Raw genomic sequence first — 26,680 nt, forward strand, 5'->3', positions numbered from 1 at the left:
GCTTCCGGATCGCCGAACTCGCCGGTTACGTAATACGAATGTCTGTCCAGCCAATCAACCAACTGCGGATCGGCGCCATCGCAAAACTGCTTCAGCGAATCGTTCACATGAGCGCGAAACTGCTCAGTAGTGAGTTCATCCTTGGCCATCCCGACGATCGCGAACTCGCGCGAGAGCAATCCGGAACTGAGCAAGTTGTAAATGGATGGCAACAGTTTGCGCTTGGTGAGATCGCCGGTCGCGCCAAATAACACCATGACACACGGTCCGGCAGACTTGGTTTGTGGGATATCAGCCTGAGTATTGGGTTGAGTGGCAGTCGCCATTCTTCTCTATCCACACTTCGGAAATTCAAAAGCAAAACACGACAGGATCACGCGGACGCTTCGCGCACGGATTTCACGGATTTTCCACTTCACCCGATGACCCGATGGCCCGATCACGCGATTCTTCACTTTCCCGCTGCTTTCTTCGGTTCCACGTGCCCGCCGAACTTTTGGCGCATCGCCGAAAGCGTCTTTTCCGCGAAGGTGTGGTCCTTGCGCGAGCGGAAGCGAGTATAAAGCGCAGCGGTCAGCACCTCGGCCGGCGTAGATGTCGCTATTGCCGCTTCCACTGTCCAACGACCTTCGCCGGAATCTTGCACGAAACCGCTGTATTGCGACAGCTCGGGATCTTCGATCAGCGCCATCGCGGTCAAATCGAGCAGCCAGGACGCGACTACTGATCCGCGCCGCCAGACCTCCGCGATTTCGGGCAGATTCAGGTTGTAGCGCTGCTCTTCGGGAATTTCTTTCGAGTTCGAATTGCGGAAGATATCGAAGCCTTCGGCGTAGGCCTGCATGAGACCGTACTCGATTCCGTTGTGGACCATCTTCACGAAGTGTCCCGCGCCTGACGGACCTGCGTGAATGTAGCCTTGCTCTGCGGTGTTATTCGGCTTCTTCTCCCAGCCCGGAGTGCGTGGGATATCGCCGATTCCGGGCGCGAGCGTCTTGAAAATGGGATCGAGGCGCTTCACGGCTTCATCCGGACCGCCGATCATCATGCAGTATCCGCGTTCAAGTCCCCAGATGCCGCCGCTGGTTCCGACGTCGATGTAATGAATGCCTTTGGGCTTCAGATATGTCGAGCGGCGAATGTCGTCTTTCCACATCGAATTGCCGCCGTCGATGATCGTATCGCCGACTTCGAGTCTATCGGCGAGTGCCAAAACGGTCTTTTCCGTGGGATCGCCTGCGGGCACCATGATCCAGACGGCGCGCGGCTTCGTGAGCTTCTTGACCAGATCATCGAGCGAACTGCTCGGCGTGGCGCCTTCTTTGGCCATCCCGTTTACCGCATCAGGGCTCAGATCGGAGACGACGATCTGATGTCCGGCGCGCATAAGCCGGCGGACCATGTTAGAGCCCATCCGGCCGAGACCGATCATTGCGAGCTGCATATGTTTTCCTTGCGCTTCCATTTGTCATTCCGAACGGCTGGTTTGCCGTGAGGAATCCCTACCGAAGGCGATAGGCATTAGGCGATAAGCAATAGGCGTACTGTTCTCCTGCCGTCCGCTTCTGCTTATTGCCTACCGCCTATTGCCTGATAGGGATTCCTCCGCATGAGTTCCAAAAACAGGAACTCACGCGTTCGGAATGACAAAGCTAAGATTACAGAACCTGCCTGACCACTTTCTCCAGAGTCGCCAAACCGGCTGCCAGATCCTTGCCCAGGTGCACTCGAAGTGCCCGGCGATTGCGCTTGCCTAAGACCTGGAAATCGCCTCGCGCCTGCGCTGCTTTTACGATCCCGAAAGTGAACTTCTGTCCTGGAACGGGAACATCGACGGCGTCGTCGCAGGTGATCTGCAGGAACACTCCCGTATTGGGACCGCCTTTATAGGCTTGCCCGGTTGAGTGCAGAAAACGTGGACCGAAACCGAGGCACGTTGCCGATCGCTTCTTGTCGCGAATTGCCGTGCGCGTTGACTGAAGCGCTTTCTCGTCGGCATCGTTCATCGGGATGTAGGCGAGCAGCGCGGCGTAATCGCCTTCGCCGATCGTGCTCAAATGCGCACGCAGGTACGCGGCCAGCGATTTGTCTTTGCCGGCGGCGACGGTGAGCTTGCCGGCATACTTTTCATCGGCGTAGAGCTTTATGCCTTGGTCTTCCAGAATCGGAGATTCGGCCGGAAGCGAGCCTGTCTCTTCATACTGTCGCGTCAGCTCTCGCGTCGCGACTTTGCTCGCTTCAACGTCGGGCTGGTTGAAGCAGTTGATGCCGATCACCGAACCAGCAACAGCCGTGGCGATCTCCCAGCGGAAGAACTCCTGGCCGAGATCGTATTTGTCGAGCACGTTGATTCGGACTACCGGCTGTCCGGCCTTCTCCAGCGCCTCGACTTTGGCATCCTGCCTGGAATCACCTTCATCCTGCAGGCGAATGTAAATGAAGAGCCGATCTTTTCCGTACACATCAGGCGAGCCGAGCTCTTCGCGATCTACTGGAATGATCCCCTTGCCTTCCTTACCGGTGGATTCGGCGAGCAACTGTTCCAGCCATGCTCCCAGATCGGAAATGCCAGGTGAGGCAATGAGCGTGACTTTGTCCTTACCCGCATTGCAATGCACGCCCATGATGATGCCCAGTACGGCGCCGGGATTTTCCGCAACCGGCACGGTCTGCGCGCAGGCCTGCACCATCTCTTCTGTCGCGCTCAGGAATTTCTTTACATCCACACCCATCACCGCGGATGGAACCAGACCGAAGTCTGAAAGCGCGGAGTAGCGTCCGCCGATATCAGGACGTCCGTGGAAGATGTGGCGGAATTTGTCTCGTTGAGCGACTTTCTCGAACGATGAGCCCGGATCGGTGATGGCGATGAACTGATCGCCTGCTTTCCCTTCGCCGACTATTTGTTTCACGCGATCGAAGAAGTACTGCTTAAATATGTTCGGCTCGAGCGTGCTTCCGGATTTGCTCGAAACGATGAAGAGCGTGCTCTTGAGATTCAGCTTGCCTTCAAAAGCTTTGAGTTGGGCCGGATCGGTCGAATCGAGCATGTGGAACTCGGGGAAGCCCTTAGCGCGACCGAAGGTCATGCTCATCACTTCGGGAGCGAGGCTTGATCCGCCCATGCCAAGCAACGCAACGTGCGTGAAACCTGCTTGCTGCACTTCCTGCGCGATGGAAGTCAGGTGGGCGATGTGTGCGAGCTGATCTTCTGCCATCGCCAGCCAGCCAAGCCAGTTGGATTCGTCGGAGTTAGTCCACAGCGATGAATCGCGTCCCCACAGACGACGCATCTTCTTGCCCTGTTCCCATTCCAGGATCGTTGATTTCACTTTCTTGTCGAGATCGCTCGGCAGACTCCAACTCATCTGATCGATTTTGGGCGCCAGGTTTTTCTTGCGGTTCTTCTCGATGGCGGCCAGCAACTTAGTGAACGCTTCCTCGAAGATTTTTACGCCATCGTCGAGAAGCTTGTCGGTGACCTCTTTCATCGAAATGCCGGCTTTCGCGAGGTTCTGCATGGTTTCGCGCGCGCCTTCGAGGTTCGACTCGAGACTCTCTTTGGGAACGCCGTGATCGCGGAAGCCGTCGAGCGTGGCGGGCGGAATCGTGTTGACCGTGTCTGGTCCGATTAGTTCTTCGACATAGAGCACGTCACGATAGCTGGGATTTTTTGTGCTCGTCGATGCCCAGAGCAGACGCTGGGTATGCGAGCCATTTTGCTTCAGCGTGTTCCAGCGCGGCGTGCTGTAGATATTTTTGTAGCTTTCGTAAGCGAGCTTCGCATTCGCGATTGCGACCTTCCCTAAAAGAGATTCGAGAAAGCGATGCTCGTCGTCTGAGTGCGCAGCGTGGATCTTCTGTTCGAGAATGCTATCGACAAGCGTGTCGATGCGGCTTACGAAGAAGCTGGCTACACTGGAAACACGCGATGCGTCTCCGCCATTCGCGACAACCTTCTCTACACCGGCGATGAAGGCTTCCGCAACGCGCTCGTAAGCTTCCTGCGCGAACAGCAGCGTGACATTTACGTTGATACCTTCGCTGATCAACTGCTGAATGGCCGGAACGCCGGCAGGAGTGCCAGGCACTTTGATCATCAGGTTCTCGCGACCTACGCGCTTCCATAGACGCCGTGCCTCTTCGAGTGTGCCTTGTGTGTCATTCGCGAGTTCGGGAGACACTTCGAGGCTTACGTAGCCGTCGCGGCGCTTTGTCGCGGTGTACACCTGCTTGAGGATGTCGGCCGCATCCTGAATGTCGCCGATCGCGATCTCTTCGTAGATGCCTTTCGCATCGAGATTGCTCGCATTCAGGCGCGACAGCTTGTCAGCGTAGTCATTGCTGCCGGCGATGGCCTTCTCGAAGATCGCGGGATTTGAGGTGACACCAGCGAGTCCATCTTCATCGATGTGCCGCTGCAGCTCTCCGCTCGTGATCAGGCTGCGTCGGATGTAATCAAGCCAGACTGATTGGCCGTATCCGGCGAGAGCCTTGAGAGGATTCATTGTGGTAACGCCGGTGGCACGAATTGCGTTCATTGTTTTCGCTCCTTACTAATGGGCAGTAGGCGCTAGGCAATAAGCAATAGGCTTGCCTCGGTTCGCCTATTGCCCATTGCTTATCGCCTACTGCTGCTTTTCAATTCCCGCTCACAACCGCGCGCTTGCCTCCGTATCGCTGCTCGATGGAAGCAATCTTCCCAACGCGGCGCATGTGTCGCTCTTCTTTCGTAAACTCTGCGGCGAGATAAATCTCGACGAGCTCCTTTGCGAGCGCCACGCCGATGACTCGCGCCCCGAGCACGAGGACGTTCATGTTGTCGTGCTCCACACCTTGATGCGCCGAATACGAATCGTGGCAAAGGCCAGCGCGAATCCCGGGAATTTTGTTCGCTGCGACGGAAGCGCCAACGCCGCTGCCGCAGATCAGAACAGCGCGATTCACAGTGCCGTCGAGAATGCTTCTACCGACTGCTTCGGCATAGTCGGGATAATCGACTGGATCGGTATTGTTGGTGCCGAGGTCGAGCACTTCATGGCCTGAATCGCGGAGGAATTTCACGATCTCCTGTTTAAGCGGAAATCCCGCGTGGTCGGCTCCGATGCTTAGCTTCATGCTCCCCTCGCAGCCTTCTTCGACAGCAAGTCTTTGGCTACACCTACAATCGCCTCGGGCGTGAAACCAAACTTCTTTTGTAATTCTTTGAGCGGAGCCGACGCGCCAAAAGTCTTCATTCCGATGCGCGCTCCGGGATTGCGCACATATTGCGCCCAGCCATAGGTGGAAGCTTGTTCGACCGAAATTCTGCTCTGGACGGCTGCGGGAAGCACACTTTCTTTATAGTCCTCGGTCTGGTGCTCGAACAATTCCCAGGATGGCATGCTCACCACGCGAACGTTCACGCCTTCCGACGTGAGCTTCTCGTAGGCTTCAACGCAGAGCTGTACCTCGCTGCCCGTACCGATCAGGATCAGGTCAGGCATGGCTTTCGGATCACCACAGAGGACATACGCACCCCGCGCAACTCCAGAGGCCGGAGCGTACTTTGCACGATCGAGCGTGGCGCAGGTCTGGCGTGAGAGGATCAGAGCTACAGGCTCGGAGGTCAGGCGCATGAATACTCGCCAGGCTTCGGCTACTTCATTCGCGTCCGCGGGGCGGAAGGTGATCAGGCCGGGTATGGCTCGCAATGAGGCGAGATGCTCGATCGGCTGATGCGTTGGGCCGTCTTCGCCCACGCCGATGGAGTCATGGGTGAAGATGTCGATCACCGGGAGCTCCATAATGGCACTCAGCCTGATCGAGGTGCGGGCATAATCACTGAAGATCAGGAACTGCGAGCCAAAGGGACGAAGCTTGGAAACCGAAAGCCCGTTCAGAATCGCGTGCATGGCATGTTCGCGAATGCCGAAGTGCAGGTTGCGTCCAAAATAGTTTTCGGCGCTGAAGTCGCCTGCTCCGTCGAAGGTCAGGCGCGTTTTCGTGGAGGGCGCGAGATCGGCGGCGCCGCCGATTAGCCAAGGTACGTTTTTCGCGATGGCATTGAGAACCTTACCTGAAGAGTCGCGTCCCGCGATTCCTTTTGGATCAGCGGGGAATGTCGGAATGTCTTTGTCCCAGCCTTCGGGAAGCTGGCGGCGCTGCATCTTCGAGAGATGGTCGGCCAAATCAGGATACTTGGATTTATATTGCGAGAATCTCTGCAGCCAGGCCGAACGCAGCTCCGCGCCACGCTTGCCGATTCCCGATTTGAAATGGCTGACCGCCTCGTCAGGGACTAAAAACTTTGCGTCTTCCGGCCAGCCGTAATTGCGCTTTGTGAGGCGAATCTCATTTTCGCCGAGCGGCTCGCCGTGAGCACCGCTAGTGTCCTGCTTGTTGGGCGCTCCATAAGCGATGTGGCTGTCAACGATAATCAGCGTTGGACGATCGGTCGTGCGATGGAAGGTGTTGAAGGCGCGCTCAAGCATGTCGAGATCGTTGGCGTCGCCGACCCGGGTTACGTTCCAGCCGTAGCCCATGAAGCGCGTGGCTACGTCCTCACTGAATGCCAGCGAGGTGTTGCCTTCGATGGTGATGTGGTTGTTGTCGTAGATCCAGCACAAGTTCGAGAGCTTCAGATGCCCGGCGAGTGACGCAGCTTCGCTCGAGATGCCTTCCATCATGCAGCCGTCGCCGGCGAGCGCGTAGACGCGGTAATTGAACATCTCGAAGTCAGGACGATTGAAGTACGCCGCCTGCCACTTGCCTGCGATGGCCATTCCAACACTGGTCGCCACACCCTGCCCGAGCGGACCCGTGGTGGTCTCCACGCCTGAGGTCCAACGATATTCAGGATGTCCAGGGCACTTGCTGTCGAGTTGGCGAAAGCGCTTGATGTCGTCGAGCGTGACGCTCAGTTTCCCTACCTGCTCGTAGTTGGCGTCGACCGCCTTTACTCCGGTGAGGTGCAGGACGGAATAGAGCAGCATGGAGGCATGGCCGGCAGAAAGCACAAAGCGGTCGCGATTGGGCCAGATGCAGTCTTCCGGATCGAAGCGCAACAGGCGGTTCCAGAGCGTGTAAACGACGGGAGCCATCGCCATCGGAGTGCCCGGATGTCCGGAGTTGGCCTGCTGCACGGCATCCATACTCAGCGTACGGATGGTGTTTACGCAGAGCTGGTCGAGCTGTTTAGTGTCCAAAGACTTCTCCCCGGAAGCGATCACACGACACGAGCTTCTGTCGCGTCCCAAACTTGCAAGCACAATCCTAACTGCGCCAGCGCAGAGTCACCGGTCCGCTCATAGGGTGCTCAAAGGGCAACCCTGTTTTCTTCGATCGCACGTATGCAGCTTTCAACTGGAAGTACCACTTGCCGAGGCGATCTGCATCGTCAATCAGCATTAAAGGTGGGTTGAAGCGGAGACCTTCGGCCTGCAGCTCCATCGTGCCCTGGTCCTGCCGTATGAATTTTCGCGCGAAGACATTAAAGATCGGTTTCACGAAAGGCACCCACGAAAAGATGTTCCAAGCTGCGCAGAAATCAAGGCGGCAATGCTTCTGATCGATGGGCGTTACGACCGCGCGGTTTACCACCCAGTGATCGCCAATGCGAATCTGCTCGACGCGAATGTTGGGCAGCGTGAACTCGATGGACGTCGTGACTGCGTCACCATAAAAACGCAACAGTTTGTATGCTCCGCTATTCGCGCTCGGTGTGTGTGTACGAATGCGAAAGCCGTAGGGAATCGGCTCGAATGTCTTTTGCTTTTCATGAATGCTGCGCCGTGTGCGCCACCACCACGATTGGTGAACGAATGGGCCATGCGCGGGATCCATCAACCCGATTACGCCATGATCGACATTGCAGGGCAGTTCGGCGGAAAGATGCGTGATCTTGTACTTGCGGCTTGGAAGCGGCAGCTCAGGGACTGTCGAGGGATTCATCGCTGCGTTGCGCGATTCCGCCATGAAAACCCAGACATATCCATCACGCTCTTCGCAGGGATAGTAAGTCGCGTGAATCTTTTCCGGCTTAATGCGCGAATCGGCCGTGAGCGATGGAATGTCCGTGCACGTCCCGGAATGCACGTTGAACTTCCAACCGTGATAGCAGCATTCGAGATTCTCGCCTTCGACGCGTCCACAAGAGAGCGGAATGCCGCGATGCGGACAGATGTCCTTCATGGCGAAAGCGCGACCGTTGGCATCGCGTCCGACAACCACCGGCAAACCGAGCAGGATTGTTTTGAGCAGCTTGCGTCCGCGCAATGCCTGACTTAGCAGCGCGGGATACCAGAAGTCCGGCAACATTAGGCCCGCGGAAGAGGACTGCTCGGCGGTAGCTGCAGGTTGACGCTCTTCGACTTGAATGCCGGAATCCACTGTCTTTCATTAGGCAATAGGCAGCAGGCAATAGGCAATAGGCCAACGAGGATTCACCACAAGTGCGATCGCGCTGCCTCTGGCTTATTGGGATCGCTTATTGTCTACTGCCTGTTCTGCTACCCTCATTCATTCATGCGCATTTATTTGGCGATATGGTGCGGTGTGGCTTCATTGCTTTGCTGCGCCTGCGGGACGCCGGGCGCGCCACAACCGCCGTCGCTCAATCTTGCCAAGCCGGTTACGGATCTGAAAGCTGTTCGCAGCGGCGACGAAGTCGAACTCACCTGGACGGTTCCCACTGAGACAACTGACGGCGCAAAATTTCGTCATCGTGGGCAAAGCAAAATCTGCGCGGCCGTCGATCAGCCTCGTATCGACCAATGCACGCCACTCACGACGCTACCTACGCCGAAAGATCAGCAGTCTGCCAGCGTTGCAGTCAACATTCCGTCCGATAAGACCGCTCCCACTGACTACATCACCTATGCTGTGCAGGTCGATAACGATCGCGGCAGGAACGCGGGGCTTTCGAACCAGGTGCAGGTTCCAACGGCTGCGGTTTCAACCATCAATGGGTCGCCGCTCGTTCGACTTACCCCCGATATGGTACTCGTAACCGCTAATATCACCCCTCGCAATGAGAGCATCGAGCAAACGTTGGAACTTCGTCGGAGCGAAAAAGGCGGCTCGGCTTCGGAGAGCGTCGTTGCGCGAAGAGTACTGGACCTGTCTGAAACAGGCGAGGCCGCCAACATCGAGCTTCGCGATGACACGTTTGTCTGGGAGAAGACGTACGAGTATCGCGTCGCCATTACCGCCTCCACGAAAGTTCCAAATGGGGAAACGGCAACGTTTGACGCGGCGGCTTCGAATCCGCAGGAGCTGTTTGCTCATGACGTCTTCCCGCCAGCGACTCCCACCGGACTGCAAGCGGTCTTCACCGGCGTTGTATCGGGCCAGCCTCCGGCAATCGATCTGACCTGGACTCCTGATGTCGATCGCGATCTGGCCGGCTACTTCGTATTTCGCCGTCTACAGCAGGAACCTGCGTCAGCTGCTGTGAAATTGAATGCTCAACCGGTAAAGGCCCCCGCATACCACGATGCTGCTATCACCACGGGGAGCACGTACGTTTATTCCGTTTCCGCTGTCGATGAGCGCGGGAATGAAAGCCAGCGGTCGGAAGAAGCGTCGGAGCAGGTTCCGCAATAGCTTTATTCGCCAGCGGTGCGGGACGCGGTACCTGCTGCTCCTATTTCATTCCGGTACACCACTCCGCCTTTCATTACGAACACCGGATGCTCCAGCGTCGTCACGTCTTTCGTTGGATCGGTGCTCACGGCAACGATGTCAGCGTATTTGCCGGGCTCGATGGTGCCAACGCGATCGGACCATCCCAAGAGATCCGCGGCATTGACTGTGGCGGTCTGGATAGCCTGCACCGGAGTCATGCCCATGTGCACGTACTCGTTGAACTCATGAGCATTAAGCCCGTGCGGATAAACTGCGGCATCGGTTCCGAATGCAACTTTCACTCCGCTGGCGAAAGCGTGCGTGAGATTCTTGCGGGCGATGCCGATGATCTGCCGCATCTTGCCTGCGTACATGGGTGGTAGTCCGATGGACTGTGCGTTCTCCAGCATCCAGGTTTGCAGATAGACGGTCGGCACGAGATAGGTTCCATGCTGCTTCATGGCGGCGATTCCTGCATCATCGATGTAAGAACCGTGCTCGATCGAATCCACGCCAGCTTCGGTCGCCCACAAGATTCCCTGAGCGCCATGCGCGTGTGCCGCGACTTTGCGTCCGAGGCGATGAGCATCGGCCACGATTGCCTTCATCTCTTCCAGAGTGAATTGCGATGCTTGTGGATCATCACCTTTTGAGAGCACGCCGCCGGTGGCACAGATCTTCACTACGTCGGCGCCGTACTTGATCACCTCGCGCGTCTTGTGTTGCACGTTCTCTATGCCGTCCGCAACGCCTTCCGCAGTTTCGTGGTAGGAGTACGGAAGAAGATTGTCATCGCAATGTCCACCGGTGATGCCCAACGGAGGGCCGCTGACCAGCATCCGCGGACCGGGCACCAGGCCGTCGTTAATCGCGTCACGCAGCGCGACGTCTGCAAATCCGCTTGCGCCGACGTTGCGCACCGTCGTGAATCCAGCTTCGAGCGTTACGCGAGCGTTGCGTGCCCCCCAAAGAGTCGCCGAAGGGATAGACTCAGCTAATTCCTGATAGCCGAAGTTCGTTCCTTTTCCCACGATGTGCGTATGAGCGTCGATCAAGCCAGGCACAAGCGTTGCTCCCGGCAGATCGATGACGGTGGCACTCGCAGGCACTGGCCCGGAGATGCTCGTGATGCGATCTCCACTGATGATGATCACCGGATTGTTCAGCATTCGTCCGGTCTTAACATCCAGCATGTGAGCAGCGCGAACGACGACTGGTTTGGAAGTTGCAGCCGGCTGCGTTTGCGAGAGAACTTGAGAACCGCAAACAAGTATCGATACAGCGACAACGCGGAAGATGGTTTTCATATTGGCGCGCGAATTATAACGGGTGAGGCGGTTAAGAATGGGAGTTAACACGAAGGGCACGAAGTCTGAAACGCCAAAGTCACGGAGAACTGCAAATCGTCGTGTCCTCTCTTTTAAACCTCCGTGACCTTTGTGTTAACCCCCGCTTGAGCTCGCGTCTTCTCAATTCAGCGAAAAATATCTACTTCTCTCTTTACTCGCACCGAATTCTGATGGATGATGCCAAGTAGTCTCACCTCATCCTTATCAGGAGATCCCCGTGAGGGACATCTACGAACTGATTCGCCAACGGGAAGCCGACGTCGAGCGCTATGAAAAAGAAATCGAGCGCGCACATACAGAGCTGGATGCACTTCGCCTTGCCGCCAAATTAATCGACGAGAATGCCGAGGCTCCGCGTCCAGTTGCAGTGAGCGCTAATGCTGCCGCAGTTTCGTTCGGCACAACCCCAGTGCGTCCGACCACTCCGGCAGCGACGCCTACGCCCTGGGCTTCGGCTAAGCAGTTTCCATAACCGTCGGTCGAGGAGCTAATTGAGTTCTTCTGTGCACTCCCCCTCTGCCTTGGAAGAGCCCATGAGCGAACAGCGTCTCTTTCTGCGCAAGAAAGTGCCGTTGCCGATCCCGATCGAATTGCTGCCCGGCAAGGAGATGTGGCTGCACGATATCGGCGAGGGCGGCTTGAGCGTCTCGGGCAGTTCCCGCCTCGAGCCGGGCACTGCTACGTTTTTCACTTTCCAATTTCCCGACGCGAATTCCATCATCGAAGCCAGCGGAGTCGTCGCCTGGTGCGACGGATCTGGCCGTGTCGGCATTCGCTTTACGCGCATCAAGCCGGATTCAAGTGCCGTGCTGAAGCGGTGGCTCAAGACGGATGAGAAACAGTCCTCTGCAGCATCGGAGCAGCAACCGGCAGACCGTGCTCCCGCAGGCATCGAAAGCGATACTGCGGCTCTCCGTGAGGAAATCGAGCGCGCGAATCTCGATTGCTCCAATGCGCTCGATCTATTGGCCGAGCGCATGAAAATTCGCACGCGTGCCAGCGGCGCGGCGATCGCCTTGCGGGAAGCAGATGCCGTGATTTGTCGTGCCAGCACCGGCAACGCACCTCCGGCCGGAACGCCTTTAGATATCGACAACACGGTCACCGGCGAGTGCTATCGTTCGGGCAACATCGTCGCTATTACCGATGCCGAGAATGCCCCTCGCGTCGATGCCGAACTCTGCCGCGAACTCGAATTTCGCTCGTTGCTGATCGTGCCGATCGCGGAAGGTGAAGAGGTAGTGGGAATCCTCGAGGTTTTCTCGCCGCTGGCAGGCAACTTTGAGGGCGGCGACATTCTTTTGCTAGGCTCGATCGCTGAAGTAGCAGCTGATATATATGGTGCACAGCAGCGCAAACCGAGCGTACCCACGCCGGTCGCTGCACAGCTAATTCCCTTTTTGGTAAGCGAGCACGTGGAACAAGTGCTGGAAACCGCCGCCATTCACAGGGCAGAACCGCCAGAAGAAACACCGGCTAACGATGTCCCGCACAACGTGGGTGAGCCGATTACCAAGGGCTCCCTTGAACCACGGCGTGAGATACGCAGTGAAACACCAGACACCACCGGGAGTGTTCCCCCGTCCCGGCTGGAAACTTCACGCCAAGACGAGAACGAAAAAACCGACAGCCGTTGGAAGCCGCGCAATTATCTGTTGCTGATGGCTGGACTCACCGTCCTGGGTATCGGAACTGGAGATGTCGTTGATTGGCATATGACGTCGCGGCTCGCGCGTTCAAGTGTGCAATCCGTGCCTGCGATCAGGGGGCATGACATTGTTTCAGTAACGAATAGCGATCCAAAACTGCCAGAGCATGACAATGTATTGTTGAGCTCTGCTGCGGATTCGCCCCCTGCGACTCGCATCGCTGTGGCGCCTCTGCCGCTCAAGAACACATCGGGCGCAAAGATTTACAAGTCCGCATTAGCTCTGAAGAGCGCAACTCAAGGGATTACACCTCATTCACCGGTTGGCGATCCGCCGAGCACTGCCTTGCTCACCCCGTCGCAGGCCGTTCCGCTCGCGGGATCGGTTCCGAATCTTGATTCCCGGAACACCGCTCAACTCACACCGGCAAAGCTGCTGCACCGTGTGGATCCCGTGGTCCCGGATTTTGCCAAGGAGGCAGGCATCGACGGAACCGTCCTGCTGTCGGCAGTGATCGGCACGGACGGCAAGCTCAAAGACGTAAAGTTCGTGAGCGGCGATCGTGCGCTGGCCATCGAAGCATTCCGAGCCCTGCGCGACTGGCGCTATCGGCCGTACATGCTCAATGGAAAACCTATCGAAGCTGAGACGCGGATTGTGATGAACTTCAAACCTTAAAGAACCGTTTCGAGTTTCCAGTTTCAAGTTTCGGCAAAGCCAGTCATCAGCATACTTCTTGATGATCGGGCTTTGCCGAAACCTGAAACCGGAAACTCGAAACTATTCTCGTTTGACGCTGTTTTCCCCTCGCCTTACGATTAGTCAGCCCCTGCTCTTCCATGGCCAATCCAGTCTTCTACGATCCACAACGCAAGCGCTGGCGGAATTTGCGGATTTTGCTACACGTTGGGGGGCTCGTGGCGACGTTTGTAATCGTCGTCTTCATGTACACAGCGCTCCGCAGTGAACTTCTTCCGCAGACGATCTGGCCTGAGACTCGACATACGTATAAGCCAATTCGGGACAGACTTAAGGCCATTCGCGAAGGCCGCCGTCCCGCAGGTCCGGCTCGTGGCTCGCACCGGAGAACGAATAAGCCGCCGTCGGAAGTCACGTTGAATGAAGATGAAGGGCTACGCGCGGCCTTCTATGTGACTTGGGACAAGGGTAGCTATTCGTCTCTCAAGGAATATTTGAAGCAGGTTGATCTTCTGTTCCCTGAGTGGCTTCACGTTCTCACCCCTGACGGACGCATTCAGGGCTCTGATGCTCTCACCAACGAAATGTTCGATGTCGTCCGCGGAAATTCCATTCACCGCGTAGACGATCAGGTAATGCCGCTGATTCGTGCCGAAAAGGCAGATATCGAAGTCTTTCCATTGGTGAATAACTTCGATCCTGCCGGAGGAAAGTGGCTGCAGAACATCGGCGACTTCTTTGCCAATGCTGACGGTCGCGCGAATTTCCGCCGGCAACTGCTCACGTTTCTTGCGTCCGACAATAAGTTCCGCGGCGTCTCTGTCGACTTCGAAGATTTTCCCGCATCGGCGCAACCCGGATTCAACGCGCTGATTGCGGAGATGGCTTCAGACCTGCACTCGCGCGGGCTGAAGATGTACATCAACGTCCCTGCCGATGATGACGACTTCAACTACAAGTATCTGGCCGACAACTCCGATGGTCTGATCCTCATGGACTACGACGAACACCAGTCGGAGAGCAAGGCCGGACCGGTCGCCAGTCAGCAATTCTTCGTTACCAACATCCAGAAGGCCTTGAAGCTGATTCCGCGCGACAAACTGATCGTCGCAATCGGGAACTACGGGTACGAATGGGGCGACAAGCCGATTGAATGTCCGGAAGGCAACCACGCTCTGGTCTGCAATCTTTCCGTGCAGGACGCGTGGATTCGGTCTTCCGATTCCGAGGTGCCGGTCGAGATCGACCCGACATCCCTGAACGCGCATATTGCGTTCGCTGAAGATGACGGCACTCATCATCAGATTTGGTTTCTTGATGGAGTTACGGCAATCAACCAGATGCGTGCGGCCCGAGACCTCGGCATCCGAACGTTTGCCCTGTGGCGGCTTGGCTCGGAGGATCGTTCGATTTGGGAAATATGGGATCGTCCCAAGGCCTCCGATCCTGTCACGAAGCTTGCCAACGTTCCACCTGGCCCAGACGTTTCCACCGAAGGGGAAGGGGATATCCTCCGTATCACTCAGCGCCCGACCGCCGGAACACGCACCGTGACGGTGGATCCGCGCACGCGACTCGTCACCGCTGAGCACTTCACCAAGCTTCCCAATCCCTACGAGCTCACGGCCTATGGATACAAGCCAAAAGAAGTCGCGATTACTTTCGACGACGGCCCCGATCCAACCTACACGCCGCAGATGCTTGACGTGCTCAAGCGCAAGAATGCCAAAGCGACGTTCTTCCTGATTGGAATTCCAGCCGAGAATAATCCGGGGCTGGTGAAGCGCATCTACGAAGAGGGACACGAGATTGGAAACCATACGCTCACGCATCCGAATATCAGCGAAGTTTCCGCGTGGCGTTTTGAGACTGAGATCAACGTTACGGAGCGATTGTTTGCCGCCAAGCTCGGCGTGAAGCCGCTGTTCTTCCGCCCGCCTTACTCGGTCGATCAGGAGCCTGACACAGCTGAAGAAGTGCGCCCGCTGCAGACCGTGCAGGACATGGGCTACATCACGGTAGGCGACAAAATCGATCCGAACGATTGGGACCCGAATCCACGTCCATCGCCGGAAGAAATTGCTCAGAGGGTCTTCGATCAGCTCGGCAACGGCGGCAGCATTATTTTGCTGCACGACGGTGGGGGCGACCGGTCACATACGGTGAGGGCGCTGCCTATGATTATCGACGGCGTTCGCGAGCGCGGTTATCAGATCGTTGCTGTATCGGACCTCATCGGACAAACTCGCGCTCAAGTCATGCCGCCGCTAGGAACCTCGCGCGAGTTGTGGGCTGCGCGTGTGGACAACCTCGCTTTCTGGATGTTCAGTATCATTCTGATCGGAATCCAGATCATCTTTTTTGCCGGCGACGTTCTGATGAGCGGACGTCTGCTCGTAATTGGCGCGCTCGCCACCATCGACCGCATTCGTGGCTCTTCGTCACGGAATCTCGATCCTGGCTTTCAGCCCCCCGTAGCGGTGCTAATTCCCGCATATAACGAAGAGAAGGTTATCGAACGGACGATTCGCTCCGTACTTGCTTCGCATTATCCGAAGCTGCGTGTGATCGTGATCGATGACGGATCGAAGGACCGCACACTCGAGATCGCACGCACCAAGTTTCAAAAAGAGATTGCTTCCGGCAAAGTGCTGGTGCTGACCAAACCCAATTCAGGAAAAGCCGAGGCTTTGAATTACGGCCTTCAGCACGTAACCGAACAGTTCTACGTGGGCATCGATGCCGACACCGTAATCGCCCGCGAAGCAATCTCGCGCTTGATTCCGCACCTCGCCGACCCGAACATCGGCGCTGTGGCTGGAAATGCCAAGGTCGGAAATCGCGTAAACATCTGGACGCGCTGGCAGGCGCTCGAATACATTACCAGCCAGAACTTCGAGCGTCGCGCTCTCGATTTGCTCGGCGCCGTTACAGTCGTTCCCGGCGCCTTAGGGGCGTGGCGTACCGATTTGGTACGCAAAGCCGGCGCCTATCACATCAACACTGTTGCCGAAGACGCCGATCTCACTATGAGCATCCTACGCATGGGCCCGCGCGTCATCTACGAAGATCGCGCAGTTGCGTACACCGAGGCTCCGATGAGCGCTCGTGGACTCATGCGGCAGCGTTTTCGCTGGTCTTTCGGCATTCTTCAGGCCGTATGGAAACATCGCGGTGCATTTCTTCGCCGCGGCAGCTTTGGGTGGTTCGCGCTGCCCAACATCGTGATCTTTCAGATTTTCCTTCCTCTGGTGTCGCCGTTCATTGACATCATGTTCGTTGTCAGCGCGGTCTGGTATTTGCTGGATCGGCACTTCCATCCTTACGCGGCAAACCCTGCTAGCTTCCAGAAGCTGGTCATCTACTTCTTGAGCTTCCTCGTCATTGATTTCCTGGCATCCAGCCTGGCATTTGCGCTGGAACGTCGCGACCCGCGCCAGCACGAAGACTACTGGCTGCTGGCCGACATCTGGATTCAGCGCTTCACTTATCGGCAGGTGTTTTCAGTGGTGCTCTTCAAGACGATTAAGCGAGCAATTGATGGTCGAGCCTTTTCCTGGGACAAGTTGGAGCGCACCGCCGCGCTCTCGCACGGCGGCGACTGAGATCTCTTTTCATCGTGGAAATTCAGGCAAGAAGCTTAAGCGAGCGGTGCGCCATCCTGTCCAGCACCGACGGCCTGCGGAGCTGCCGTCAGCTCTTCATAAGTGATACGGTCATTGGTGAAAATGCAGATCTGGCCGGCGATCTTCATCGACTCTTCGGCGACCTTTCGCGCAGGGAGATTGGTGTTATTCATCAGCGCACGCGCCGCGGCGAGCGCGTACGATCCGCCGCTGCCGATCGCAGCAATACCTTCGTCAGGTTCGATAACGTCACCCGCTCCGCTGATGAGAAACGTCTGACCCGGGTCGGCGACGATCAGCAGGGCCTCGAGATTTCGCAAAATCTTATCGGTTCGCCAGTCCTTAGCAAGTTCCACGGCAGCACGGCCGAGGTTGCCGTGATATTGCTCGAGCTTGGTTTCGAAGCGGCTGAAGAGCGAGAACGCATCCGCAGTGGAACCGGCAAACCCGGCAAGAATTCGATCCTGATAAAGACGGCGAATCTTCCGAGCAGTGTGTTTAATGACGCCTTCGCCGAGCGTGACCTGGCCATCTGCGGCCATCACAACTTTGCCGTCGCGACGCACACAGAGCACGGTCGTCGAGCGAATTCGCGGGGTTTTTCTCGATTGAGGATTCGCGGAATTGGAGCGCTGTGAAAGTTTCATGCGATAAGAGAATTATAGAGAACGCCAGCTGTTAGGATGCCGTGCACACGGTACTCGATTCATCTTCACGCGATCCCAGGACTTCGTCCTGGGCTTCACATTGCGTGCCTCCGGCACCAGAAGAGTTGATTCACAACGCAGGTCGAAAATCCGGATGAATCGCTCCTGGTTTATGTACGATGCGAAATGCGAGGACACCAAGTACACTGGTTGTCACGTTACGTGACACAAAAGTGTGGAAAATGGCGCACCTTAACGTAACGGCCCGACAAGATATCTGTTCTAATGGCCACGAACGCCCAGAAAGTTGAGGCTGATTGTGGTAGCACTCAATACCTCGACCCTTCCTTTCGCATTCCGGGATTACGCAAACCAGCTCGACCAGATTCACAACTCGCTTTCAGCAATGGCAAAAGAAGCAGGGGAATATAAGGACATCGTCTCGCGCATGGCCACGAATATGCATTCTGCCTCTAACGTTTTGCGTGCAGCTTCCCACGTTATCAATTCGAGGGAAAGCCACAAGGAACATGAAGCGAACAAGGCAGAGCGCGCTGAAGCCAAAGCCAAACGTGCGGGGCACTAGCAATGGCGGAAAATCCAAAACGGATAACGCAAGGCCGATATGTCGCAGAGATACTACAAAGCAGAAATGCGGCGGAGACGGAAACGTTCTGGTACTACATCCTGCACGGTGACGGTTTATCCGAGGTTATTGACCTGAAGAAGTTCAGCACCTACGACAAAGCAGTGGAAGCCGCGAAAAATGCACTGGCGCAAATGAACCACGCGGCAAGTGCAGGGAAGTAGCGACCCCTTTCGCAGGCTCACGGTCGAGCACAGGCGCGGCGAATCCGAACTGCCGAATGCCTTTTCTACACCGCGGCCGTCTGCCGCTCACCCGATAAATGCCAAATCTCCGCAGCGTACTCGCGAATAGTTCGGTCACTTGAGAACTTGCCCATGCGCGCGACGTTGAGCATCGCTCGCCGTGACCAGTTCTCCTGATCGGTAAAGTCGCGTTGCGCGCTCTCGTGCGTTTCGATGTACGAGGGTAGATCGGCGAGATGGAAGTAGCGATCGCGGTAGACCATTGTCTCGTACACCCAGCGGAAAAGGCCGAATTCCGTTGGACAGAATCGATCCGAAGAGAGCGTATCGATCACTCGGCGGATGCGAGGATCGGCGTCATAGATCTCGCGCGCCTGGAAGCCGCGCGCTTGCCGTTCGGCGATCTGCTCTGCCGTGAGCCCGAACACGTACATGTTCTCAGCGCCAACTTTCTCGAGGATCTCGATGTTGGCGCCGTCGAGGGTAGCCATCGTGAGCGCGCCGTTCATCGATAGTTTCATGTTGCCGGTGCCCGAAGCTTCCATGCCCGCAGTCGAAATCTGCTCGCTGAGGTCCGCAGCAGGAATGATGATCTCCGCCAGCGACACGCGATAATCGGGAACAAACGCAATTTTGATCTGATCGCGTACGCGTTTGTCCGCGTTGATGGTGCGCGCAACATTGTTGATGAGCTTGATGATCTGCGTCGCCGCCAGATACGCCGGGGCAGATTTTCCGGCGAACACGTAGGTTGCGGGCGTGGTGAGAGTCTCGCCGTCTTCGGTGATGCGCAAGTAGTCGTAGGTGATGCGCAGCAAGTTGAGAAGCTGGCGCTTGTATTCGTGAAAGCGCTTGATCTGCACGTCGAACATCGATTCGGGATCGACAAGCACGCCGGACGTCTGCGCAATTACTTTTGCCAGCCGCTGCTTATTGTCACGCTTAATCTCGCGAAACTCAGATCGAATGCCGGCATCATTAGCGTACGGCTCGAAGCGATGAACCTGGTCAAAGTCGGTGATCCACTCTTCGCCGATGGTGCGACACAGCAACTGCGATAACCCCGGATTTGCTTTCAGAATCCAGCGCCGATGGGCCACACCGTTCGTCTTGTTGTTGAACCGTTCCGGCCACATCTTGGCGAAGTCGGGCACGAGCGTCTTCTTGACCAGTTCACTATGCAGCTCGGAGACCCCATTCACCGAATGGCTGCCGACGATCGCCAGCAGCGCCATCCGTACCTGCTTCTCGCCCGCCTCTTCAATGATCGACATGCGCCGAGGCCGCTCGAAGTCGAGTGGATCAGACTGCACCACTTTCATCAGGAAATTATGGTTGATGTTGAAGATGATGTTCATGTGCCGCGGCAGCACGTATTCCATCAGCGGCAGAGGCCACTTTTCCAGAGCTTCAGGCAGCAGCGTGTGATTCGTGTAGGCAAACGTCGCCTGCGTGATCTCCCACGCGCGCTTCCATTCCATCCCGTGTTCGTCGACCAGAAGCCGCATCATTTCGGGAACTGCCAGGGCAGGATGCGTGTCGTTCATCTGGATGGCGATCTTTTCGGGTATCTGTTCCAAATCGGAATTGTCGGCGAGGAAGCCCCGCAGAATGTCGCGCAACGCGCAAGCTACGAGGAAGTACTCCTGCAAAAGACGCAGTTCTTTGCCCGACTTCACCTGATCTGACGGGTACAGCACGCGCGAGATGTTCTCGCCGGCAATCTTCTGCTCGACGGCGCGAATGTAGTCCCCGCGATTGAAGATCTGGATATCGAAGTCTTCCGAAGCTTGAGCCGCGAAGAGTCGCAGGTAATTGACGGTTCTTCCGCCGTATCCAGCGACGGGCAAGTCGCTCGGAACGCCGAGCACCAGCTTTTGCTCGGTCCATTTTGCGTCTCGCGCATGAACATCGCAGCGCCCGTAAATGGGGACCTCGACGGAGAGCGCGGGGTGCGGAATCAGCAGAGGCGTTCCGTATTTTTTCCAGCGATCGGGCTTCTCGCGCTGGTAGCCGTCCTGGATTTCCTGCGTGAACATGCCGAACTCGTAGTCGATTCCGTAGCCGAATCCCGGCATGCCCAGGGTCGCCATCGATTCAAGAAAACACGCTGCGAGACGCCCGAGACCGCCGTTGCCTAACCCGGCATCGACTTCGGTTTCGAGGACTTCGTCGAGGTCGACCCCATGCTCGGCCAGTGCTTCGCGACAAAGATGCGTGAGCTGCAAATTGCACAGGTTGTCGCTCAGCGCACGGCCCATCAGGAATTCCATCGAGAGGTAGTAAAGCCGCTTTGCTCCTGTGGTTCGATAGCGCTCCTCGGTCTCGAGCATGCCGTCGATCAGGCGGTCGCGAATCGCAAGCGCCAGCGGACGAAGCACGGCTTTGGGGGTAAGGTCCACCCGCGATTGCGCGAGCGTGTAACGGATATGTTTAAGAACCGCCTGCCAGAGTTCGTCCGGCGAAGAAAAGCCCGGACGCAAGGCTGGACGTACAGTCATAGAAGACATCGATGAATCCTAAGTAATCCGCATTTATGAATGTAAACCGAGCGGAAAGGTGGGAGCAAACTGAGGGCTGCCGCGGGATTGTCATTCCGAGCGGAAGCTCACGCGTGCAGTTCGCGTGGGCTGGAGAGAGGAATCCCTACCATCAAGATGACTGTTTGGACGAGATGCGTGCTCAAGTTCACAGCGTAGGAATCGATAGGGATTCCTCCGCCAAACCCGGGCGTTCGGAACGACAGAAGCGGGAAATGACGGAAGCTTAGAGTGAAATCTAAGCCGCCCCAGCCTCGAGCCGACGCGAGCGCACATTCCGCAGCTCGCGGCGAGCGCTTTCATTTTCGGCGAGGACGTCGAGAGTCTCAGCCAGCTTGCGCTGCGTCTCGTCAGCACGATTCAGGATCGCTTCCAGCCTTTGCAGCACAACTTCTGATCGCGTCAACAACATCTGTACCTGTGCTGATTGGCGATCAGGTGCCCCATCGCCAGTTACGCTTGTCGCAAAACGAACGGGCCTGCTGTCCAGCCACTGATCGAGCTCAGAGGAAAACGCAAGCACAGCGCTGTGGTCCTTACCCGCTGGCCGATGCACTGGAAGTCCGAGTTGTGCTTCCCAGCGCTGCACGGTGCGCACTCCTCGACCAAGATAGTTCGCAATTTCTTTCCAGGAATTCAGAATTCGACGCTCAGCCATTTCAACTTGTCCTTTACACATGTGTGGAGAAGAAAAACCAGCTTTGAGGGACTAGTTGCTCCCAAACAACGACTCTCTACAGCTTCTACGTCAGGGAGCGTCGCGTCAACGCGCGCCAGCCTCAAACAGTAACTCTACGGTTACCGGTATAGGTGCATGCTACTGATTCTAAATGGCTTCATCGGAGTTCTCTGGCGTAAGTTGTCGTAGGTACGACAAAGAACGACTGCATGGATGAGGGTATTTTTCCATCGGTCATCCTTCATCGGAGCGTCTCGAGATTGAGCAGGTAATCGCAATTCGTATATACATGACGATGTGAATCGAGCAAAATCGTCGTTATGCCTCGCGTACCTGCTCCTGCTCAGCCCCATATTTCTCCAGGCCCAATTCATCGAAGACTGGCAGGAGCGTGTTTCTCGAACGCAAGCCGAGCAACCGCATTGGATCACGCCGCTGGTGACCGTCACGCCGCGACTAGAGCAGGAATTTCGCTTCGATATTCTGCGTCAGCTCACCCCCAGCGGCGAGCTGGTGAATGTTGGAGGAGGAAAAGGATTTGAGTTGATTCCAAGTCGCAATATCGAAATCATCATCGCCGCGCCTCCGGCATACCTGGTTCACAATAATCCGGCGATCAAGGATGGCTTCGGCGACGAGAGCTTTCTGCTGAAGTACCGGCTGGCGAGCGGAAACGAGGAGCACGGTAAGTACATCCTCACGTTCTTTCTCGGAGGCAGTATTCCAACGGGTTCGTACCGAAATGGGTCGGTTGCGGCAGTGGTGACGCCGACTATCGCGGCAGGCAAGGGCTTCGGCCGCTTTAGCGTCCAATCAACATTGGGAGTCGGCCTGCCCGTCGACAGCGTAAACCGGCTCGGACACGCTGTCGCGTGGAACACAGCATTTCAATACCATGTGCGCCGCTTTTTCTGGCCGGAACTGGAAGTGAACTCGACGTTCAACAAAGGCGGCACAAACGACGGCAAGAAACAAACCTTTCTTACTCCCGGCTTGGTCATCGGTCGCATTCCTCTCCACAATCGCTTGGGATTAACACTTGGCGCCGGAATGCAGATCGCAGCAACGCGCTTTCACACCTTCGATCACAACCTGATCTTCACGGCTCGGCTCCCGTTTTGACAGAACCGCCGGCGGTAGCCGGTGGGTCGGTGCTGGGCGCTTAAGCCCAGCACCGAGTTCGTCGCAGCCCTGGGATGAATTTCGAATATTTAGACAAATCTGCTTCACTCGTGTGTCTTATCAGGCGAGGACAAATGTCCCGACTCGAGCGCGAAGAGGTCGAGCGCCTTTACCGAACGCACGCCAAGGTGCTTGTCGTCTTCGCGAGCAGTGTGGTCGGTGACAGATCGAAAGCGCAGGACGTGGTTCAGCAAGTTTTCCTGAAACTGATTGATCGACCTATCGAGCATCCGGAGAACTGGGCAGCGTACCTGTATTCCGCGGTCCGGAACACAGCCCGGAATGAGGTTCGGTCGAACCAGCGCTTGCTGGAACTCGACGAAGCGCAGCCCTGGTTCGCGGTCGAGCATGCGACGGCGGATTTCTTAAGTGAGCGCAGATTGCGTCGTGCCCTGTGGGCGCTTCCCGAAGAACAGCGCGAGGTTGCTGTTATGCACATCTGGGGCGAATTGACGTTTGCGACAATCGCACGGGTTTTGGGAATCAATGAAAACACCGCTGCTTCGCGATACCGCTATGCCCTTGCTCAGCTGCGCGAAGCAATGCAAGCAAAGAAAGTGTGATGTATGCCCACTGAAGAAAATGACCGGCAATTCGAACAAGAACTAAGACTCTTTGGACCCCTTGACGCTGCACCATTGCCGGCGCGCGCAAACATTACAGGACGACGCTGGCTTGGTGTTGTCGTAGCAGCAGCCGTTCTCCTTACGATCGGCATCGGTCTGCTTTGGCATTTGCAGGGAAGCGGTGAGCACCCACTGGCTTCGAACGGATCGTTTTCCGCAGGCCAGATGACGTTGGGAAAGTCTCAGGCTGTGCTCTTGCGCGCAACTTCGTTTGACGCTGCTATGAACCAACTCGAACGTGAAGGGCGAGTGACAGAAAAGAAAACCATTCGGGGCAAACACACTGCATTCGAGGTCCTCGGACGGGAGGGACTATGAAAAAGGTAGCGTTTAGCTTCTTGATTGTCGTTCTTACCTTAATACACGCCAAATCCGTGGCGCAGCAAGCGCCCGCGCCCGGGGAAAATGCCGCGCTGCAATATTACTCAGCCTTTTTGCAGATGAAAGATGCTGAGATCAGCGACGCCGATGTGCAAGAACTCAGCGAGATCATTGCCGGAACGAAGAATTACAACGAAGCGAAGTTCGGCACTTTGGTCGACAACAATACTGAGGCGCTGCGCACCATGTGGGCGGGTGCCGTGTTGCCTACTTGCGACTGGGGGCTTGGGTATCTCTCCGCGAAGCTCGGATGGCAAACGCCTGTGCCGTATTTTTGGAGATCACGAGTTCTCGGCCGCCTTGACGTTCTGTATGCCCTGCGGCAGTGGGACAAGGGCAATCGCGATGATGCAGTAGCCGCTCTTTCCTCCGGCCTCAAGTTCGCGAGAGATGTTTCGAGTGGAGGACCACTCGTTCCCATCTTGATAGCAAAGGCATTATTGGCGCAGCAGCTTTCTGTCGCCAACCGCTTCGCCGACTCCGGCAAGCTTACATTTGCCCAAAAGCGGCTTCTTCGCGCCACCCTGGATGAACTGGGCTCCGATGGCCTAAATTGGCCAGCGGCTGCAGATGTGGAAATGAAGACGGTGAAACGAAACCTGGACTTGATGCGTTCCGCTCCTGATCAAAGCCGTTATTACGCCAAAATGATGGGCAACGATCCTCCCGAGAAATTCCATGGCGTGACTTCCGCCGACTATGCAGCAGTGGAGAAGATACGATCCGCGTTTCTAGACATGTTTCATGACGACAACGCGGATAGTGTTCAGCAGCAGATCGATGCCGCACCTGACGTTGTACGCATCATGATTCCCAATCCGGCAAAGGTCCTCCAGTCGAGTCGGGAACTCAAGCAAGCGTTGGACAACACCAGGGCGAAGCTCATGTAGCACAAAATCTGTAAATCCCCGAACAGGGAACCTGCGTTTCACAAGCCTCTTGAGCACGAACCCAGCGAGCTATTCTGAGTAGTTGTCGCAGCGGCGCCAGCCGCTTAAGATTGCGTACTCACAATTCAGGAGAAAGCCATCTTCAATCGTACGAAGCCCTCTGGGTCGCTACGCCGGCCAGGCGAGTTCTGGAGGAGTGTCCCGAGATCGTCGCGGATCGCGATGCTCGCCGGCGTTTTTTCGCTGTTTGCGACCATGGGATTCGTGCAGCTCCTAATGATTCCTGTTAGGCAGACAGTTCTTTCCACCCTGGCGATCGTCTGTATCTACGGTGGCTTCGCCGTTGGATACGCATTGCTATTTATCTTGAGAAGATTCCGCTGGCTGCCATTGTGGGGTTTGCTGCACGCGTGCGCATTCTTCATCATGGCCAACACCCATCATCCGCGACCCCAAGCCAGAGCTGATCTGCAAAAGCAGATGACGGCGCTCGGCACGTGTGCCAACTTCACCATCGCGCTCGGATACATCTTGTTTATCTTCTTCATTCGCCGCGAGGGCAATCGCTACTTCCGCATTCAAGCCGAAATGGAGCTGGCGCGCGAGATCCATCGCTCTCTGGTCCCCAGCTTCGAACGCCGTATCGACGGATTCGAAGTGTTTGGAGCTTCTGTCGCCAGCGGAGAAGTCGGCGGCGATCTGGTAGACATCGTGGAGCATCCGGCAGGATGGATGAGTTACATCGCCGATATTTCCGGCCATGGCGTCTCCTCCGGCGTGCTGATGGCGATGTTCAAGACCTCCGTGCGCAGCCGCCTCTCGGACGGAGGTTCTCCGGGGGAACTGCTCGCGGAGGTGCACCGCACACTCTTTCCGCTCAAGATGCCGAATATGTTTGTGACCGCAGGAGTGCTTCAGTTCTGCGCGAGCAACGGCGTGAACTTCTCGTTAGCGGGGCATCCTCCGCTGCTGCGCTACAGTCAAGTGCAACGCTCGATTGTGGAATACGATTCGCAGAACATGCCGTTAGGGATCCTGCCAGAACAGAGCTTTACCGCGGCCAGGCTGAAGTGCGATCCGGGCGACGTTCTCCTCCTGCTCACCGACGGCTTCAGCGAAGTCTTCAACGGCCACGGCGCCGAACTGGGAATCGATCCTTTGAAGCAGGAATTCCAAAAGGCCGCCGACCGGCCTCTGCCGGAAATCTTCGACCGCCTGCGCAAGCTCTCGTTGAGTTTCGGCCGCCAGGATGATGACCAAACGCTGCTGCTGGTGCGCTGCACGTCATAGGCTTCGCTAAGCGTGACTTGGTGGGATCACTTCGGTGTTGACCCAGCTGAACCCCGCCAATTGTCATTCAGTTTCACTGGTAAATTTAATTTGACCGACGAGCAGCCGGATTTAGCGCTCGCAATAAAACGACCGCAGGGTCGAATCGATTTATGGATTTCCTTAGGCGTGGTGGCCAGTTGAGGCATAATCCGCCCCGCTAATACGCGCGGAGCCGCTCCGTTCATCCTGCCTGGCGAGAGGTGCGCTTTGCAGAGTTCTAGCTTGCAGCTTTCCTTCCTCATTTGACCCTCTTCCCTCGCACTCCCTAGAATCGGAGATTCGTTTCCTCACCAACTCACTGCATGGCGCTGCGGGTCTTCAACACACTTTCAGGGCGGGTCGAAGAGCTGAAGACGCTCGAGGACAAGCGCATCCGCATGTACTCCTGCGGGCCTACGGTCTACGACTACGGGCATATCGGCAACTTCCGAACGTTCGTTTTTGTCGATCTCTTTCGCCGCTTTTTGCGCCAGAGCGGATACGAGCTGCACCACGTGATGAACATTACCGACGTGGATGACAAGATCATCCGCAACTCGTCGGCTAAGGGCATGGGCGTGCGCGAGTATGCGGCGAAATACGAAAAAGCCTTCTTCGAGGACATGCACATGCTCTCGCTGGAAAAGCCGGAGCAGATCGCGCG

General features: G+C 56.5%; 22 protein-coding genes. 12 read left to right on the forward strand and 10 right to left on the reverse strand.

Going from position 1 to position 26,680, the window contains the following annotated elements; translation table 11 throughout:
* From VFU50_21405 to VFU50_21430, 6 genes are all read right to left on the reverse strand, one after another.
* Positions 1-326 (reverse strand): hypothetical protein (locus tag VFU50_21405; GenBank protein HEU5235429.1); only part of this gene is annotated, 326 nt, incomplete at its 3' end.
* A 125-nt stretch (positions 327-451) separates the two neighbouring features.
* On the reverse strand, positions 452-1,465 hold the full coding sequence (gene gnd / locus VFU50_21410) for a decarboxylating 6-phosphogluconate dehydrogenase (GenBank protein ID HEU5235430.1): 1,014 nt from the start codon (positions 1,463-1,465) through the stop codon (positions 452-454).
* Positions 1,466-1,658: 193 nt separating this feature from the next.
* Entirely contained in the window at positions 1,659-4,541 is a 2,883-nt protein-coding gene (locus tag VFU50_21415) for a bifunctional transaldolase/phosoglucose isomerase (protein ID HEU5235431.1), read from the reverse strand.
* A gap of 100 nt (positions 4,542-4,641) precedes the next feature.
* Positions 4,642-5,118, reverse strand: coding sequence for a ribose 5-phosphate isomerase B (rpiB, locus tag VFU50_21420; GenBank protein ID HEU5235432.1), 477 nt, complete (start codon positions 5,116-5,118; stop codon positions 4,642-4,644).
* Positions 5,115-7,187 (reverse strand): transketolase, encoded by a 2,073-nt coding sequence (gene tkt, locus VFU50_21425; protein ID HEU5235433.1) that lies wholly within the window; start codon positions 7,185-7,187, stop codon positions 5,115-5,117. Before tkt ends, rpiB begins: the two co-directional genes overlap by 4 nt.
* A gap of 67 nt (positions 7,188-7,254) precedes the next feature.
* Entirely contained in the window at positions 7,255-8,370 is a 1,116-nt protein-coding gene (locus VFU50_21430) for an aromatic ring-hydroxylating dioxygenase subunit alpha (protein HEU5235434.1), read from the reverse strand.
* A gap of 135 nt (positions 8,371-8,505) precedes the next feature.
* Here VFU50_21430 and VFU50_21435 point away from each other — a divergent pair, with 135 nt between their 5' ends.
* Positions 8,506-9,585 (forward strand): fibronectin type III domain-containing protein, encoded by a 1,080-nt coding sequence (locus VFU50_21435; GenBank protein ID HEU5235435.1) that lies wholly within the window; start codon positions 8,506-8,508, stop codon positions 9,583-9,585.
* Positions 9,586-9,587: 2 nt separating this feature from the next.
* Here the strand turns inward: VFU50_21435 and VFU50_21440 are convergent, their stop codons facing one another.
* A complete protein-coding gene (locus VFU50_21440; GenBank protein HEU5235436.1) occupies positions 9,588-10,913 on the reverse strand; it encodes an amidohydrolase family protein in 1,326 nt (441 codons plus the stop codon).
* Positions 10,914-11,172: 259 nt separating this feature from the next.
* Between VFU50_21440 and VFU50_21445 the strand changes: the two genes are divergently transcribed.
* The 3 genes from VFU50_21445 (at position 11,173) to VFU50_21455 (ending at position 16,908) form a co-directional block, all read left to right on the forward strand.
* Positions 11,173-11,427 (forward strand): hypothetical protein, encoded by a 255-nt coding sequence (locus VFU50_21445; GenBank protein HEU5235437.1) that lies wholly within the window; start codon positions 11,173-11,175, stop codon positions 11,425-11,427.
* Between the two features lie 61 nt (positions 11,428-11,488).
* On the forward strand, positions 11,489-13,282 hold the full coding sequence (locus VFU50_21450) for a TonB family protein (GenBank protein HEU5235438.1): 1,794 nt from the start codon (positions 11,489-11,491) through the stop codon (positions 13,280-13,282).
* A 161-nt stretch (positions 13,283-13,443) separates the two neighbouring features.
* Positions 13,444-16,908 carry a glycosyltransferase gene (locus tag VFU50_21455; GenBank protein ID HEU5235439.1) on the forward strand — a complete coding sequence of 1,155 codons (3,465 nt, stop codon included), beginning with the start codon at positions 13,444-13,446 and terminating at the stop codon, positions 16,906-16,908.
* Between the two features lie 35 nt (positions 16,909-16,943).
* On the opposite strand, the gene hslV is transcribed toward VFU50_21455, so the two are convergent.
* On the reverse strand, positions 16,944-17,576 hold the full coding sequence (gene hslV, locus VFU50_21460) for an ATP-dependent protease subunit HslV (GenBank protein ID HEU5235440.1): 633 nt from the start codon (positions 17,574-17,576) through the stop codon (positions 16,944-16,946).
* Positions 17,577-17,895: 319 nt separating this feature from the next.
* Between hslV and VFU50_21465 the strand changes: the two genes are divergently transcribed.
* On the forward strand, positions 17,896-18,162 hold the full coding sequence (locus VFU50_21465; GenBank protein ID HEU5235441.1) for a hypothetical protein: 267 nt from the start codon (positions 17,896-17,898) through the stop codon (positions 18,160-18,162).
* A 2-nt stretch (positions 18,163-18,164) separates the two neighbouring features.
* Positions 18,165-18,386, forward strand: a complete 222-nt coding sequence (locus tag VFU50_21470; GenBank protein HEU5235442.1) for a hypothetical protein — start codon at positions 18,165-18,167, stop codon at positions 18,384-18,386.
* Positions 18,387-18,451: 65 nt separating this feature from the next.
* On the opposite strand, the gene VFU50_21475 is transcribed toward VFU50_21470, so the two are convergent.
* Both VFU50_21475 and VFU50_21480 read right to left on the reverse strand, forming a co-directional pair.
* Positions 18,452-20,917 carry a glycogen/starch/alpha-glucan phosphorylase gene (locus tag VFU50_21475; protein HEU5235443.1) on the reverse strand — a complete coding sequence of 822 codons (2,466 nt, stop codon included), beginning with the start codon at positions 20,915-20,917 and terminating at the stop codon, positions 18,452-18,454.
* A gap of 268 nt (positions 20,918-21,185) precedes the next feature.
* Entirely contained in the window at positions 21,186-21,605 is a 420-nt protein-coding gene (locus tag VFU50_21480) for a hypothetical protein (GenBank protein ID HEU5235444.1), read from the reverse strand.
* A 318-nt stretch (positions 21,606-21,923) separates the two neighbouring features.
* On the opposite strand from VFU50_21480, the gene VFU50_21485 reads away from it, so the two are divergent.
* The 6 genes from VFU50_21485 to VFU50_21510 all read left to right on the forward strand — a co-directional run.
* Positions 21,924-22,748 (forward strand): hypothetical protein, encoded by an 825-nt coding sequence (locus VFU50_21485; protein HEU5235445.1) that lies wholly within the window; start codon positions 21,924-21,926, stop codon positions 22,746-22,748.
* A gap of 134 nt (positions 22,749-22,882) precedes the next feature.
* Positions 22,883-23,371 carry a sigma-70 family RNA polymerase sigma factor gene (locus VFU50_21490; protein HEU5235446.1) on the forward strand — a complete coding sequence of 163 codons (489 nt, stop codon included), beginning with the start codon at positions 22,883-22,885 and terminating at the stop codon, positions 23,369-23,371.
* A 3-nt stretch (positions 23,372-23,374) separates the two neighbouring features.
* Positions 23,375-23,752, forward strand: a complete 378-nt coding sequence (locus VFU50_21495; GenBank protein ID HEU5235447.1) for a hypothetical protein — start codon at positions 23,375-23,377, stop codon at positions 23,750-23,752.
* Positions 23,749-24,705 (forward strand): hypothetical protein, encoded by a 957-nt coding sequence (locus tag VFU50_21500; protein HEU5235448.1) that lies wholly within the window; start codon positions 23,749-23,751, stop codon positions 24,703-24,705. Before VFU50_21495 ends, VFU50_21500 begins: the two co-directional genes overlap by 4 nt.
* A 222-nt stretch (positions 24,706-24,927) precedes the next feature.
* Positions 24,928-25,995, forward strand: a complete 1,068-nt coding sequence (locus tag VFU50_21505; protein HEU5235449.1) for a PP2C family protein-serine/threonine phosphatase — start codon at positions 24,928-24,930, stop codon at positions 25,993-25,995.
* A gap of 344 nt (positions 25,996-26,339) precedes the next feature.
* Positions 26,340-26,680: class I tRNA ligase family protein (locus tag VFU50_21510; GenBank protein HEU5235450.1), on the forward strand; the 341-nt coding region annotated here is incomplete at its 3' end.

The sequence above is a fragment of the Terriglobales bacterium genome (assembly GCA_035764005.1).
In the GTDB taxonomy this organism is placed as follows: Bacteria; Acidobacteriota; Terriglobia; order Terriglobales; family Acidobacteriaceae; genus Gp1-AA112.

What these genes read in the sequence shown, in the direction of transcription:
- gnd (HEU5235430.1), bottom strand. Translation starts at nt 1,465, where the DNA reads ATGGAAGCGCAAGGAAAACATATGCAGCTCGCAATGATCGGTCTCGGC.
- VFU50_21415 (HEU5235431.1), bottom strand. Translation starts at nt 4,541, where the DNA reads ATGAACGCAATTCGTGCCACCGGCGTTACCACAATGAATCCTCTCAAG.
- rpiB (HEU5235432.1), bottom strand. Translation starts at nt 5,118, where the DNA reads ATGAAGCTAAGCATCGGAGCCGACCACGCGGGATTTCCGCTTAAACAG.
- VFU50_21435 (HEU5235435.1), top strand. Translation starts at nt 8,506, where the DNA reads ATGCGCATTTATTTGGCGATATGGTGCGGTGTGGCTTCATTGCTTTGC.
- VFU50_21440 (HEU5235436.1), bottom strand. Translation starts at nt 10,913, where the DNA reads ATGAAAACCATCTTCCGCGTTGTCGCTGTATCGATACTTGTTTGCGGT.
- VFU50_21450 (HEU5235438.1), top strand. Translation starts at nt 11,489, where the DNA reads ATGAGCGAACAGCGTCTCTTTCTGCGCAAGAAAGTGCCGTTGCCGATC.
- VFU50_21455 (HEU5235439.1), top strand. Translation starts at nt 13,444, where the DNA reads ATGGCCAATCCAGTCTTCTACGATCCACAACGCAAGCGCTGGCGGAAT.
- hslV (HEU5235440.1), bottom strand. Translation starts at nt 17,576, where the DNA reads ATGAAACTTTCACAGCGCTCCAATTCCGCGAATCCTCAATCGAGAAAA.
- VFU50_21470 (HEU5235442.1), top strand. Translation starts at nt 18,165, where the DNA reads ATGGCGGAAAATCCAAAACGGATAACGCAAGGCCGATATGTCGCAGAG.
- VFU50_21475 (HEU5235443.1), bottom strand. Translation starts at nt 20,917, where the DNA reads ATGTCTTCTATGACTGTACGTCCAGCCTTGCGTCCGGGCTTTTCTTCG.
- VFU50_21480 (HEU5235444.1), bottom strand. Translation starts at nt 21,605, where the DNA reads ATGGCTGAGCGTCGAATTCTGAATTCCTGGAAAGAAATTGCGAACTAT.
- VFU50_21490 (HEU5235446.1), top strand. Translation starts at nt 22,883, where the DNA reads ATGTCCCGACTCGAGCGCGAAGAGGTCGAGCGCCTTTACCGAACGCAC.
- VFU50_21495 (HEU5235447.1), top strand. Translation starts at nt 23,375, where the DNA reads ATGCCCACTGAAGAAAATGACCGGCAATTCGAACAAGAACTAAGACTC.
- VFU50_21500 (HEU5235448.1), top strand. Translation starts at nt 23,749, where the DNA reads ATGAAAAAGGTAGCGTTTAGCTTCTTGATTGTCGTTCTTACCTTAATA.
- VFU50_21505 (HEU5235449.1), top strand. Translation starts at nt 24,928, where the DNA reads ATGCTCGCCGGCGTTTTTTCGCTGTTTGCGACCATGGGATTCGTGCAG.